Genomic DNA, 14,168 nt, shown 5'->3' on the forward strand with positions numbered 1-14,168 from the left:
ACGAATGGAAAGAGGTTTTTTTATGCCCAAAAATAGAAAACAAATCCGTTCAAAATCAAATGCTGGACAGCATTTTTTACACAATAAACGATTGATTCACCAAATCATTTCCATAGCAAACATCCAGCCGAACGAAACAACGATTGATATCGGGGCTGGTCTTGGAGCATTTTCACTGCCATTAGCGGAAAAAGCTAATCGTGTGATTGCAGTGGAAAATGATCCACAACTATTTGAAAAACTAAGCACCAAAACAAAAGAAAAAACAAATATTAGCGTGGTTCATCAAGATTTTCTGCAATTTTCTCTACCGCGCCATCCATATGTTGTGGTAGCAAATATTCCCTATTCGATTACGACGTCTATTCTTCATAAATTGCTTCACATACCATCAAATTGTCTAGATCGAGCTGTGCTTATCATCGAAAAAGGGCCTGCAAAAAGATTTACCAAAAAGATTCATACAAACCCAAATATCTTGAAGTGGAGAATGTGCTTTGAATTTAAAATCGGTCAGACGATAGGTCCAGAGAATTTCTCACCACCACCAAGAGTAGATTCCGTCGTTTTCTCAATAAACAGAAGGATCAAGCCAATGATACCAGCAGCAGAACATCATCGATTTTGGAGTCTAGCCTCCTATGCATTAAAATATCCAAATCTACCAGTTAGCGAAGCACTATTGGGGGTATTTACTTCCCCTCAAATCACTCGTCTACTGAGAACTTTGAAAATAGATAGAAATAGTACTATTTGTTCTATCAATGAACAACAATGGGCTACTATCTTTCAAACTATGACCCGATATGTGCCATCTTATCGCTGGCCAAAATAAGGCCTTGATCCATAAGAAAAGAGGTGTTTCTCCGACACCTCTTTTTCTTATGTAGTTTTTATTCTTTGTAGACAACATATCACTATCCTATTTATTCAATATCTTCTTTGCTATAATCAAAATTAGAAGATAAACAACCACGTTTGTGAGGAAGTATGGCACTCCAATCTGGTCGTCCGTTCTGGTGGGTCAACGACTATTACAATGATCATCCGAAGGACTCTTATAGCTTTCAGCGGTCGTTGCGATTTTCTCAGATGATGTTTGACGGTCTAACGTCAGAACAGACCCCTTCACTCCAAGGTGAAGCAGATTTCATCGCTCGTTGCCAGAAGCTGCTTGAATCCGTCAAGGATGGCAATGTCCAGGTTGCTCGTCTCCGCCTCAGGGCTCTTCGCAATCACTTCGACGCGGATGTCATCCTCAAATGCGAACTGGACAACCGCTCTTCGCGTGTGCAATCTACTGATGAAGAGAAGCAGTTGGCTGAAGCGGTCTTTCAGGAGAGTGATACATCTGTGGATCGTGCTCATCTCTTGGGCTCTGCCCAGTACTTCGAACGTCGAGCCATGGAACTTTCAAACTAAACCGTGAGGTTTGGTTAAGCAGGACGATTTTCTCCATAAGAGTAAATCGTCCTGCCGTCGTTTAAGCCACATTTCATTTAATAGAGATTCGTTTTTCTTATGTGGTATTTATTGATTCATAACTAATTAATAATTCCTGTATTGATAATTTTCACATGAACACTAGGTTCAAATTTAATTTTTTGATAATGACTTCCCCAATTTTTCTTGAACATATCCCACATCTGTGGATAGTAAGCAATTAATTTCCTACCTATTCCGAACCCATCACACTATGCCATTTGCATCTTTTTTATGGTTTGATCAGCTAGATGAGTCATTTCAAGCGACATTCTCCTATCCAGTTTTTCTAACACGTTATCGTTCTTCAAATTGTCGCTGGGATACTCTGCTATATCCACGCGCCAATCGACATGATATTTGACTCGAACTTGCTTGTTAGATTCCACCATTATTTGCATTTTTGGTTTTGATTTTGTAATGTCAAATGTTAAATATTTATAGCCACTTTCCTTTTTTGAGGAATCCATATTTAGAGTAATTCTAGCAATTTTCTTTTCTTCACCCTTTAAAAGGGAATACATCATGGAATCACGAGGATTTAATATACTCCAGTAAAACGATGATCATGAAACATTGCCACTTTTGAAGCTTCTATACGATATCCTTTTTGGATATATAAGGTAATAAAAAATCTTCCCCTAGATCTAACATCACTGGGCAGATCGACTGGATATCTGCTTTCGTCACAAAAGTACTCTGTTTTGAACTGGTTATTAGATTTGCTATTTCTTCTGAAATCTGTACATTACCTATTTTTTTCTTGAATAATAATTGACTGACTTTTCCTTTTGCTATGGAAATTTTTGCATTTAAAGCACTCTTAGGATCACGATAAAAAACATCTATTATATCTTGCTTAGCCCTTTCTTCTCCAATGAATAATACACGATTTTTATAGGCACGCATAAAATTAGCCAATTTACTATCCACTTTATCTCTCGCTTCTCTGAGGGTGCTGCCAATACTATATAACACATCATCGCTACCCTCTGATTGTTCTCCCCTAGGTTGATCATGAATGACAAAAGAACCTAATAACTTCCCGCAACTAAAGAAAGTAATCTGGCATTTTTTAATAAATCTTGATCCCAACAGCCTGAAAAAATAAGGAGAGTACAAAAACTGATGATGATACAACAAATTCTTTTCATATTGTTTTCTCCCTTTTTTCATGAAAAAAGCAACTGATAACAGGATAATGGGCAGCACTACAATCATAGTTGCAAAACTTACCGTAATAAGAGCATCATAAAATACGATAATGGATGGATTTTTGGGACTAATTGAAATAAAGAATAGGATAACAGCAAACATAAAATAGCGATCTTGTATGTTCTCCTTTATGAAAGATATGCCCCAGTCCAGTAACTCCTAGATATAGATAGGAGCACATTGAAGTAAATACCATGACAACCCATAAGGATAAAAAAAGTAAATCGAAACCGCGCCTTTGTCTCTTCTGGGAGCTTATCGCCATGTTCTTAAAGTAATTTCAACATCTGAGGACGTTTTTTTATTTCACTGACTTTCTGATTTTGCTTTGGTGTTTGCAATGATCCTCCCTCAAATCTGGCTATTGTTTGGGCCCAAATCCAAGAAGTAGAGAAAATTCATGCTCAGATAACTGATACTTATTTCGGATGGCTTTTATTTCATCTGTAAAGATGGCCATTTGTAGATACATGATTACTTTCTCTTTCATAAGTTTTCTGTGAAACCTGTGATAAAGAACACGAATATGTGATTATGGAAACGAGTTTTAGTAATCCATATTTAGCTCGATAGGCAGCGAATGCGGTATTCTGGTTTTCTTGTTCAATTTCGAAATGAAAAATATCTTCCCCACAAACCGTACATAATACACGTTTGCCTTCTATAAAGAATTTTTCACGTTTTACCGCATATGGAAAACTTACACATAGCTGGATAGTAGCACGTACTTAAAAAAAGCGGGATTTCAGCCTGTCCAAAAAAAAAAAAGATGGAGAATGGTGGTTTCAAATACCTGTTCATGCAATGTCAATAGCGGACGCTAATAGGTCTATCAAGAGTTAATTAACAAATAAAAAAGTGCGTAGAAGTTACGTTCTATGAGTTTTTTATTGTATGATGTCTGTGCTTTGTTTTTGTTTATAGAAATTATATTTAATCTGTTAATTTAATTGGTAACGTAGGGAGCCTTTTGCTGAGTATTACGGCAAGATGTTCTTTTTTATATAAAAGTAGATCTCCCTGTCTAGATTAGGGCCTAGTGACAAGGTTCCTACTATAGACCGCAAAGTAGCCATCACGATCTCCTAATTCGAAAGATCTTCTTTTATGAGAAATCCATTAGAATCAAAAATAGTTATTCGGATTGGAGGAAACTGAGGAAGCGGAATTGGAGTCCTGATGAGTTATTAGAACATTTTGGATTAGTTCCAGTTGAAAAAAACTCATTGGATATAAAACGGGGAAAAGTCGAATAGGTTTATTGTTTTACTGAAATATTTTCAACAATAAGCTAGATTCCCGATTAGGCAACAAGAAATTCCACCAGTAGTGGTTGCGTTTATTGCAGAGCAATTAGAACTATAACAGTTAATTCTTATCATTTGGAGTGCTCATTTTTCTTATATTGCGTTATTCGAACTCTAAACGGTCAAATTCTTATTTTCATTCATCTTAGAGGGAAATAAAAAGTTGATAGAATGATTCCAATTCTCAGGGAAGGCGGCACTATTCAAACAAAAGATGGTCATCGTGGGGCTGTATTCTACATCAATCGTAGATTAAGCATTATCAAGCGATCTGCCGAGATGATTATCATGAGCTTGTGAGGTTTGATTATGATAAAAATGCCATCAATTCTTGAAAATGGATTGACGGCTTTTCATCTATAGGGAGATTTAAAATTGTATACGGTTCCGGGCAGTCGTGAAGTCTCATCGCAAGAGCGAGAATCCCAACAAACTGTCCGGTGTCTCCGTAAAACTAGAAGTTGTTGGAGACGAGATGGTCGCAAGAGTTCATCGAACTTGGAAGGGATGAATGCCATTCCGAACCTGCTTGTTCCACTTCCTCTTCGCTCGTTGTGGCACTTTCTTTGAGTGTCGAATAAAGTTCGACTTGGGGATGCCGACCGAACTTGCGAATACTCCATCCTTATAGTAAGTGAAGCTCAGGAACCGCTCGTTAGAATCCTTGGTGACGAGAGTGATCTGGTCACTTGTGATCTCCACGAACCAGAACATGTTCCGGTTGTTTTCGACGTATTCCCTAAGCCTGCTGATGGTGGAAGTGTAGTCCATGATTTTCTCTCTTGAAGGTGAAGTGGTGGTTCCGACTCATTTTATCATAATAAAATAAAAGTTCCCATCCCTTCAGGGAGATATACGAAAACGACATCAAGGTCTATAGGGAATTATTCAAAAAATATTCCGACCAGTAGTTCTTATTCCCGAGTAACAAAAAGGAGCGAAAATGTTACACGATAAAAAGCGAGTTCCATGAACACGAAAAATAAAGCCGGGGATACCGTTATTATTACAGATTTGACTCGTTTATCACACTCAACAAAAGACCTAATAAAAATTACGGAATTAATTGCAAGAGCTTAAAAGAATCATGGTTAGATACAACTTCCCCACATGGTAAATTCCACTTTTACTTTGTTTGCTGGTTTGACTCAACTGGAAAGAGATCTGATTTCAGAAAGAACAAAAGAGGGATTAGCAGTAGCAAAAAGAATGGTCGTGTACCAGGGAGACCAGCAACCGACAAAGATAAGATTGAATACGCTCGCTATCTTCCGGATCAGGGGAATATGACCCTGCGACAGGTAGCGAATAAAGTTGGAATATCTCGGTTAACCCTACACCGGAAACTCAAAGACGCAAATTAGACAGAACCAGCATCCGACGACTGAGGGGTAACGTAACCATATAATGGAATCTATCTGATGGATTAGAGCAGCAACCCTGTCGCTACCCTAGGTGTGACACCGATTCGAGAAATGAGGTGCCACCCCCTCAGATATATTAATTTTTTTGAATTTTCCACAACAATTTACCTTGCTCTCCTTTTTCCAAGAAAGTTAAGTAGTAAACATTCCGTCGTCTGTTATCGGCAAACTCGACTTTATGGTTGAGCCTCCATTCCAGGCTCCTATAATCACTAAATAAGAATTGTTCGTCCGTATTTTCGACTGAAAATATTTTTTCCTGATTGATGACTTTACCGTTTCTTCTCTTGATTTCCATGTATACATCAATCGAGGAAATTTCATGATGACACAAAATGCTGCACACATACTTCTTGTTCGGACTGACCTTCTTCATTAAAGGATAGACATTCTTATAATTTAGTTGTTTGATTTTCTCATAAATTTCATTAAGAAGAGAAACGTCCCAATTGAACTCATTTGCAGCGAGTTTCATTCCCTCATGAACGATTTCTAAAGCTTGTTCTTTTTTTTCGCTTTCAGAAGTTACTGCTAAGAATGCTTCAATATCTACTTCAACGAAGACAGAAAAATAATTAAAAATGATGTGCTCATATGTATCTATCAGCTTTACTTTTTTTAGATTTTCTAAACAGTAGATTTGAATTCCCTTATCATCCTTAGTCTTTAGTTTTGGTAGAAGACGGGTGTACAAAAATGTTATGCATCTAGTTTGGCTATTGAATATCCAATTCTGATCCCTATCCTCGGAGACGTAAAGCTGAATATCTTTTATGGTAGGCATAGAACAATCTCCTTATGGCTCTTTTATAAAATCTGTGATCCAATCTTGTGCGCCTGTTAGCTGTCCTTCAACTTAAATATAATTATTTCAAATTATGATATGTTGCACAATCATTTATTCCAGAACCTGTTCTGGAATAAATGAAAAGGTGAGGCATACTGGGTACATTCTGTTTTGAAAAGGACTGTTATGGGATGCAAACCAAGAATTACTTCAAATGGAAACATTATTACAGTGAGATGATACTTGAGTTATAGTCTGAGCTTTCGAAATCTGGTAGAAATGATGGGAGAACGGGGATTATGCATGTCCACACGACGATCCTGAGATGGGTTCATGAGTATGGGCCTCAGTTGGATCAACAGCTACGGCGTCATCTATGAAATCAAGGGAGAATGGAAGTGCGGCATTTTTGCCCATCCCCTGAATTAGTACATGAGGGAGCAACGGTCCAGAATACCGGAATAAGCATTACTGGCAATAAAAAAAGCAAATGGTACAACTCTATCAAAATGGAAAAGTAAGACAAGCAATCATAGAGGAATACGATTTAACTCCATCTGCTCTTGACAGATGGATCAAACAAGAGAAATCCTCTAGTTCTTTCAAAGAAAAAGACAACCGTCCCCCTGAAGAGCAAGAACTCATTCAGCTACGCAAAGAAGTCAAACAATTACGTATGGAGAACGACATTTTAAAGCAAGCAGCGCTGATCATAGGACGAAAGTAGCTGTCATCAAGCAAAATACGGACAAATACTCAGTATCAGCAATGTGTAAAGTCCTACAAATTCCTCGAAGCACTTATTACTATGAAACCAGAGAACGTAATTCAGAAGATGACGTAACGGAAGCCATCCTTGAGATTTTCCATAAAAACCGAAAAGCTTACGGGACACGGAAAATCAAAGAGGAGCTACATAAGCGTGGGTTCGTCGTGTCCAGACGACGAATTGGTCGGATCATGAAGAAACATGGGCTCGTCTCTTGCTACACCAAAGCCCAGTTTAAACCACAAAAACAACAAGCAATGAATCCAAACAGGCGAATGAACTGAACCGCCAGTTCCTACAGGACGAAGCGAAAAAAGTAGTAGTCAGTGATTTAACTTATGTTCGAGTGAAAAACAAATGGAACTACATCTGTGTCCTGATTGATCTTTTTAATCGGGAGATTATTGGATTCAGCACAGGTTTGAAGAAGAATAAAGAGTTAGTTGCACGGGCTTTTGCATCCGTTCGGGGAAACTTACGTCAGATACAAATGTTTCATACGGATCAGGGAAACGAGTTTAAAAACCAACTCATCAAGGAGACACTAGATAGATTCCACATCAGCAGATCACTCAGTATGAAAGGGTGTCCTTATGACAAGGCAGTTGCTGAAGCTACTTTTAAAATCATTAAAACGGAATTTGTATATACAACGACTTTTGACAGCCTAGAGCAGCTTACGATCGAATTTCGTGACTATGTGAACTGGTTCAATAAATTCCGTATTCACGGAACATTGGGATATGTAAGCCCAGAAGATTACAAACAATCGCACCTTAAAAAAGTTGTCTAGTTTCGTGTTGACAATCAATAGGTCATATTAGTAGAGCAAAGGGGAAGGGACAAAATTCCAATGCTGTTTAAAAACTTATTACAGTGGGAGTTTGTTGAATAGAATTTGAGGAATTAAAGTTGAAGATTATTGAGCAAACTTATGATCTCTAGGACATTGGACAAAAGATCAAAACTGCTACAGGAGTACGAGAGAAATTCGCTGTACTAGTATTCTAATTTATTATTTAAAAGCAAAACGTATTTCTAATAAACAAAAACAAATTATGTTAAATGTATCTAAAATTGGTGTCCCTTGGATAACTCACATCCAAGGGACTTCCGCTGATCTGTGGCGACAGCGAACTAGTCGCCAGCGTCAGTCGTCCCCTTCTGCATGGTGAGGAGGAACTGGATCCACTCCAGCATCCCCTCGTCCATCAGGTTTTGGTGGGAATGGTTGTTGGAGATCGTCTCCAGAATCTCACGGCGAAACTCCTCGTCGAAGACCCCTTCCACAAGGGGGAGATTCTTCACGATCCCCTGAAGCCACTCGACCTCCTCCGTTGTGAGCTCGCGGCCCATCAGATTCTCGATCTTCCGAAAATCGTCTTCCCAAGACATGGGGATCCCTTCGTATTCGGCGACTTTACCTAATAATAAAATACCACTTTGTATTGTAGAATGTAAACATTTATCCTAATAAAAAAGAACAAAGCAAACACATTAGGATTTGACAATTCCATATTTTCAGGGGGATTTCTTGACCCAAAAATTTCTTAAATCTTCCATGTGCTAATTGCACGAGCTTTTATATCTGTTCGGGATGCCCTTATGACAATACTGTTGCAAAAGCTACCTTTAAAATTATTAAAACGGAATTTTTTTGTACCAAACGACATTTGACAGCCTAGATTAACTGACAATTGCATTTCGCGACTATGTAAACTGGTTCAATAAATTCCGTATTCATGGAACATTGGGATATGTAAGTCCAAAGGAGTACAAACAGTCACACCTTAAAAAAATTGTCTAGTTTAGTGTTGACAATCCACTTGTTGTAAAACATAAAAAAGAGGAGTTAGAAATAACACCTCTTTTTTATCCTCACCAACTACGAATTAGTTTGTCCACCTTATCTTTCCCTCTTAATTGGGTGAGCCATCTGTTTGAAATACCGGTAAAACCAACTTTAACCCCATATAATCCGCCTGCAATCGCTGCATTGGTATCTGTATCTTCTCCGAGAGAAATTGCTTTTTTGATAACTTGTTCATAGTCTGCTTCTTTTACAGCAATACGCACACTTCTCAGCGTCTCTACTACATAACCACTTCCATTACTCGTCGGTTCTTCCTCTGGGCATATGGTATGATCTAGTTCTATTCGCTCTGGGCTTTTGTTCCCATATATATTCCGTAAATTTTTTACGGCAATTTGATAGGCGTCTTCCATCGACTGTTGTTTGGCCGCCTCACGTACCCATAAACAATATAGAGCGCAAGCTACTTGATTGGTCAGATGACCATGAGTCACCAATGATTGTGTATGGCTATCTATCACCAATTGCTCATCACTTCCTTGATGCCATAAAGCAAGAGGAAGGACTCGCATCAGTGATCCATTTCCTTTCCCTTCTGGATAGACATTTCCTGATTGCTCAGGAGAAATCCCATCTCGAAATGCTTGCAGAGATGCCTGCGTTTGAATGCCAATATCAAATACTTTTCCATCTACCGCCCATAGCCCTTGACTATACCAAGCCCATAACTTATTGGAAAAATCGGTTAAATCTAGTTTTCCACACTCTATGAGTGAGTTCAGCAAACATAATGCCCCAGCACCATCATCGGACCAAGTACCAGTTGGTACACCTGGATGTGCTCGTATGAATCCTTTTGGTGGTACCATATCTATTTGTTCTATTGGTGGGAGTTGATTTACAGAGTGAAATTCATAAGGAACGCCCACAGCATCTCCTACTAGCAAACCATATATTCCACCCAGAATTTGTTCATGATTCATCATACACCTCTTTTTTTCTCCAATCATTTGAAGAAGCGAAGATTAACCTTTTCTAGTGATGTCCTAGCTGTCCATTCCATCATAAATTTTGGTTACATACTTGGTAATCACACCTTTTTCAAATACAAAATGATGATTGAGCGGCTGTGCACTTTTTAGAGCGATTGGGAAATAATGCGGCAGTGTATCTGCAATCCCTTTGTTTTCACGGTGCAATACCCAATCGTAGTCTTTCCAATCGACGATGCCTTCTTTATTTTTAAATGGTGTTTGCAAAGTAAAATTTATTGGGAGTTCCTTATCAAATAGATGCATTCCTCCCATATACGCATGATCAACGGACCACGTGACAACACCTTTGTAAGTAACATCATGAAGTTGGATCGTCGTCTCTTCTTGTATCTCACGTAAAATGTTTTGTTTGGGAGTTTCTCCTTTTTCGATTTTACCCCCTACTCCATTCCATCTTCCCATCCAAGTGGGTTTTTCTTTATTAATAAGCAACACTTTCCTATTTCTACGTATCAAGCATATCGTATATGGCAGAGAAAGGGACAAATGAAATCGCCTCACGATCAGAATCAAATAGGAAACATAAGATCTATTTTAACATGAATCCTATTTTCCGAAAATAATAACTGTATATTCTGATTATTATTTATGTATTCTAGTCATCCTAGTATTATATTTCCCTATCCCATACTGGCAGCAATCTCTTCTTAATGGTATTACTCCACATGCCGTAAACAATTTAAAATCCCAAGTCTCTTTTCTTATATCGAGAACTTGGGATTTATTCGCAGGGCACCAAATCTATGATTGCCACAATCGGCTCTACTAGCGGAAATAAAGCTCATTCATAAATTTCCGTTATGCAAAATTGCACATCTGAAAATGTGATTTTTTTATCCTTGATCAACTTCTCAGTGAATGAGCTGTCTAGCATAAAGAATTAAATAACAATACTTCGTATACACTTAGTTCGAGAATTTGTCGAGTTTTAAATGCTAGGTAAGTGGACATCAATTACAGCACAACGTCCTTCTCTGACTATTTTGATTGCATCCCTTAGTACATGCTTTAGCTCATTAGGATTTTTAACCGTTTGAGCATATGCTCCTCCGGCAGCCTCTGCAATTTTTGCTAAATCTGCACTAGGCTGTAAATCGGACCAAAATTGGTTCGTCTCATTAGCAATACCATTTGGATGAACACCCAGCGTAGACAATTTTGGGGATTTCCAACCCCTGTTATTATAGATAACGGTCAAAAAAGGCGTATGATACTTTCGTGCAATCCAATGGACAGATGACGGAATGCTGAAGAAATAAGAACCATCCCCCGTTAGACTGATTACTGTTTTCTCTTTTGCAGATAGTTTCGCTCCTATTGAGGCTCCTCCACTCCATCCTAATGAACCTGCACCACTCCCAAAAATTGAACCTGGTCTATTCGCTTGAATGTGTGTATAAATCGTTTCGAAATTGGAAATCCCTTCATTTATAATAATGGTATTATTGTCAACTATCTCTCTTATACAGGCAGTAAGATATTCTGGGGTAATGATGTCATCTCTAAATTTCTCTCTTCTATGCCATTCTACTCTTTGTTTATGATGGATTTCTGTTATTTGAACGCGACGATGTTGGATACTCCTTTCATCAATAGCTGCCTCTTTCAAAGCTTGATTTAACTGCTGAAGTGCAATATAAGAATCTGCTGCATAGAAACGTTTAGATGGAATATACCACAAAGGCATTTGCTCTTTTAATGGATCAACATCAATGTAATAAATCTTGCAGTCTGCTGATGGTTTGTTAATGGTTGGTATCCATGGTACATCACTATCCAATACAAGCACTAAATCTGCTTCTGCCAGCAGTTCATTTTGTTTGGGGGTATTCCATTGAAATCCACAGTGCATAGGATGACCAACTGGGAAATTCATGTAATTTGGAACAGACTCAATCACAGGAATTGCCAGACGCTCTGTTAGACTCACAAGTTCTTCAACCGCATCTGGATTCCTTCCCAAATAAGAAGTAACAATCAACGGATTTTTAGCTTCCGTTAATTCCTTTACCAATTCTTGAACTCTTTGAGGTGGTATGGCTGCCCCTGATACAGGTTCCCATAGAGCTGTAGACATAGAAATGCGCTCTGTTCTTTCTTCCATGACCTCTCTTGTACCCATCAAATAAACAGGACCTCTTGGATTACTTTGAGCGATTTGCAGCGCACGATGAACAAGCTGTTTCACATTTTTTCCGCTACGAATTTCATTATCATATTTTGTATAACCTCTAACGATACCCCGTTGATCCATCACATCTTGAATCCAATGAATAAATTCGTTCCGACTGCCAACTAATTCTCCCTCTTGGGTATGAGGAGAAGCTCCAGCAAAAATAAGGACAGGCACTCTTCCCTTGGCTGCATTATGTATAGCTCCCCCAAGGTTTTGAGTTCCACATTCTACATGAACGATAACTGCCTGTGGTTTACCTGTAATTTGTGCATAGCTACTCGCTGCACTTAATGCGACCATTTCATGCGGGCATATGATTACTTCGGGAAATTCTTTATTTTCCTTCTTTGCTTTTGCTAAACTTTCAATGATAGCTGGGTGGTCACTGCCTAGGTTGGCAAAAATATAAGAAACACCTGCTTCTTGAAGAGCTTCTAAAAAAGCTGTACTAGTGGTATATTCACTCACTTAACCTTCTCCTCCTTCTTAAATTGTCTAAAATCAATAAAAAGCATCTATCATAAGCTTGATTTTGAATTTTGTTTCATTACATTACTTGTTATCCCAAGAACACATAATAAACTTAATGCCATAAGAACACCATCTAGAATAAGAGGCATACCCCAGTTTCCAGTGTTGTCTCTAATTACACCAGAAACAACAGGTGCAAGTACAGCTCCAATCTCGGCGATTAAATTCATCATTCCATTTGCTGATCCCCGGCTCTTTTCCGGTGTTAAATCAGCCAATAGAGCATGAGCAACTGGTTGCAGAGCAAAAAAGAATAAACCAGAGACAAACAATATAATAGACATTACAACAGGATTATGATTACCTGTCATGACATAAACTGCAAAAATAAAGATAAAAATGGTTAGCACAGCAGTTAATACCGCGAGTACATTACGCCGTCCATTTGGTCGATCTGCTACCATATCGGAAATTTTCCCACCAAGAGGAAACCCAATAATTCCAGCTATACCATTGAAAGAAGCAACTAAGGCCGCAGTCATTAATGCCCCTCCACCGAAATCTTTAACAATGGAAACCGCCCAAAATCCATAAAACCATAAATGCCAGAGGATAGGAATAAAGGATAGATAAAGGAAAATCAGATTTTTATTAGCCAAAATCGGGTGAATCTCCGATTTTTTTGTTTTATAGAGGTAAAAAATTAACAACGGACAAAGAGAAACGAGGATAATTGCAATGGAAATATTCGATAGACCCATTTTTATGGAAGAGTAATAGATTCCCATAATAATGACAGTAAAAACGAGTGCATATATAGACATATATAGCAAACCTTTTCTAAAATGCTCTTTTATGGCTGGAGAAGACGAATCTACCGTTTTACCTGGGATCGACTTTGGTCTCATATATTTGAACATGAGAAAAGCACTTAAAATGGTGATAACACCCATGATAAAGAAAGGTGAACGCCATGCTTCCTTTCCCATAATAGGTTCTGATGCTGTCAAGAGATATGGAATTCCAATTGTACCTACTGTCAACCCGACAGATAACCCTGTAAGAGCCACACCCATTCCTAAACCTATTTTTTGAGGAGGTGTATGATATGCAATATAGGACCGGTCATTCGAATAAAGAACTCCCTCTCCCAGTCCAAGCAAAACTCTCAAAAGAACGAATACGACAAGACCTCCTGCTAGTCCTGTTAATAAAGTAGCTATACCTGCCCAAACAATACTCAAAATAATAATCGGTCGATAACCAAATCTATCGCCTAGATAACCTCCAGGAAATTGAGTTAGCATAAAACCAGCGAAAAATAAACTCCCTATCAACCCACCTATCCCATGCGGATTTGCCACGTTTGCAAAGAATGCTATCTTATTTTCAATCATGTACGTAACTACTGGACCAGTTGCAGTTCTGTCCACATAGGAAACGAACCATCCTAAAAATAACATCATCCAAATCGTGTGGTACCTTTTCCAACCTTCTTTCATATATACCACTTCCATTCCTATAGAATATACTTTTCTTTTATTTCGAGATAGAAAATTAAAATTATCAGTTCATTAATTATGTTTTTTATGTCAAAAATATCTAACAATAAACTATATTTTACAATTTAAAGATCGATTTATATTTAACTTTTTGCCTCCTTTCGCAA

General features: G+C 38.2%; 11 protein-coding genes and 4 pseudogenes. 7 read left to right on the forward strand and 8 right to left on the reverse strand.

Features of this window, described 5'->3' with window-relative positions:
* Positions 1–22 precede the first annotated feature (22 nt).
* Both erm and GSM42_RS11320 read left to right on the forward strand, forming a co-directional pair.
* Positions 23–835: a 23S ribosomal RNA methyltransferase Erm gene (gene erm / locus GSM42_RS11315; protein WP_237446574.1), complete on the forward strand. Its 813-nt coding sequence runs from the start codon at positions 23–25 to the stop codon at positions 833–835.
* A 155-nt stretch (positions 836–990) separates the two neighbouring features.
* Positions 991–1,422: a hypothetical protein gene (locus GSM42_RS11320; RefSeq protein ID WP_160801655.1), complete on the forward strand. Its 432-nt coding sequence runs from the start codon at positions 991–993 to the stop codon at positions 1,420–1,422.
* A gap of 122 nt (positions 1,423–1,544) precedes the next feature.
* Here GSM42_RS11320 and GSM42_RS11330 read toward each other — a convergent pair.
* Positions 1,545–2,030, reverse strand: a pseudogene (locus GSM42_RS11330) (Ger(x)C family spore germination C-terminal domain-containing protein).
* A 46-nt stretch (positions 2,031–2,076) separates the two neighbouring features.
* The gene (locus GSM42_RS11335) at positions 2,077–2,799 is read right to left on the reverse strand and encodes a Ger(x)C family spore germination protein (protein WP_160801657.1); all 723 of its coding nucleotides are present in this window, start codon (positions 2,797–2,799) and stop codon (positions 2,077–2,079) included.
* Between the two features lie 1,376 nt (positions 2,800–4,175).
* On the opposite strand from GSM42_RS11335, the gene GSM42_RS21020 reads away from it, so the two are divergent.
* Together GSM42_RS21020 and GSM42_RS11340 are read left to right on the forward strand one after the other, a co-directional pair.
* Complete coding sequence (locus GSM42_RS21020; RefSeq protein WP_275402150.1) at positions 4,176–4,304, forward strand: hypothetical protein; 129 nt, start codon at positions 4,176–4,178, stop codon at positions 4,302–4,304.
* 693 nt (positions 4,305–4,997) lie between these two features.
* Positions 4,998–5,368, forward strand: a pseudogene (locus GSM42_RS11340) (recombinase family protein); the annotation flags it as partial.
* Between the two features lie 136 nt (positions 5,369–5,504).
* Here the strand turns inward: GSM42_RS11340 and GSM42_RS11345 are convergent.
* A complete protein-coding gene (locus GSM42_RS11345) occupies positions 5,505–6,212 on the reverse strand; it encodes a hypothetical protein (RefSeq protein ID WP_160801658.1) in 708 nt (235 codons plus the stop codon).
* Between the two features lie 194 nt (positions 6,213–6,406).
* Here GSM42_RS11345 and GSM42_RS11350 point away from each other — a divergent pair.
* Positions 6,407–6,592, forward strand: a pseudogene (locus tag GSM42_RS11350) (IS6 family transposase); the annotation flags it as partial.
* A gap of 113 nt (positions 6,593–6,705) precedes the next feature.
* A pseudogene (locus tag GSM42_RS11355) lies at positions 6,706–7,777 on the forward strand (IS3 family transposase).
* A 344-nt stretch (positions 7,778–8,121) separates the two neighbouring features.
* Here GSM42_RS11355 and GSM42_RS11360 read toward each other — a convergent pair.
* On the reverse strand, positions 8,122–8,379 hold the full coding sequence (locus GSM42_RS11360) for a hypothetical protein (RefSeq protein WP_160801659.1): 258 nt from the start codon (positions 8,377–8,379) through the stop codon (positions 8,122–8,124).
* Positions 8,380–8,680: 301 nt separating this feature from the next.
* On the opposite strand from GSM42_RS11360, the gene GSM42_RS21390 reads away from it, so the two are divergent.
* Positions 8,681–8,791, forward strand: coding sequence for an IS3 family transposase (locus GSM42_RS21390; protein WP_420820993.1), 111 nt, complete (start codon positions 8,681–8,683; stop codon positions 8,789–8,791).
* Positions 8,792–8,862: 71 nt separating this feature from the next.
* Here GSM42_RS21390 and GSM42_RS11370 read toward each other — a convergent pair whose 3' ends face one another.
* The 4 genes from GSM42_RS11370 to GSM42_RS11385 all read right to left on the reverse strand — a co-directional run bounded on the left by GSM42_RS11370 (position 8,863) and on the right by GSM42_RS11385 (position 14,001).
* Positions 8,863–9,780: an ADP-ribosylglycohydrolase family protein gene (locus GSM42_RS11370; protein ID WP_237446575.1), complete on the reverse strand. Its 918-nt coding sequence runs from the start codon at positions 9,778–9,780 to the stop codon at positions 8,863–8,865.
* Positions 9,781–9,843: 63 nt separating this feature from the next.
* Positions 9,844–10,353 (reverse strand): NUDIX hydrolase, encoded by a 510-nt coding sequence (locus GSM42_RS11375; protein ID WP_338055291.1) that lies wholly within the window; start codon positions 10,351–10,353, stop codon positions 9,844–9,846.
* A 427-nt stretch (positions 10,354–10,780) separates the two neighbouring features.
* Complete coding sequence (locus GSM42_RS11380) at positions 10,781–12,496, reverse strand: thiamine pyrophosphate-requiring protein (RefSeq protein WP_160801661.1); 1,716 nt, start codon at positions 12,494–12,496, stop codon at positions 10,781–10,783.
* A 50-nt stretch (positions 12,497–12,546) separates the two neighbouring features.
* Positions 12,547–14,001 carry an MFS transporter gene (locus tag GSM42_RS11385; protein WP_160801662.1) on the reverse strand — a complete coding sequence of 485 codons (1,455 nt, stop codon included), beginning with the start codon at positions 13,999–14,001 and terminating at the stop codon, positions 12,547–12,549.
* Positions 14,002–14,168: the final 167 nt, after the last annotated feature.

The organism is Shimazuella alba, from assembly GCF_009831235.1.
Taxonomy (GTDB): Bacteria; Bacillota; Bacilli; order Thermoactinomycetales; family Thermoactinomycetaceae; genus Shimazuella; species Shimazuella alba.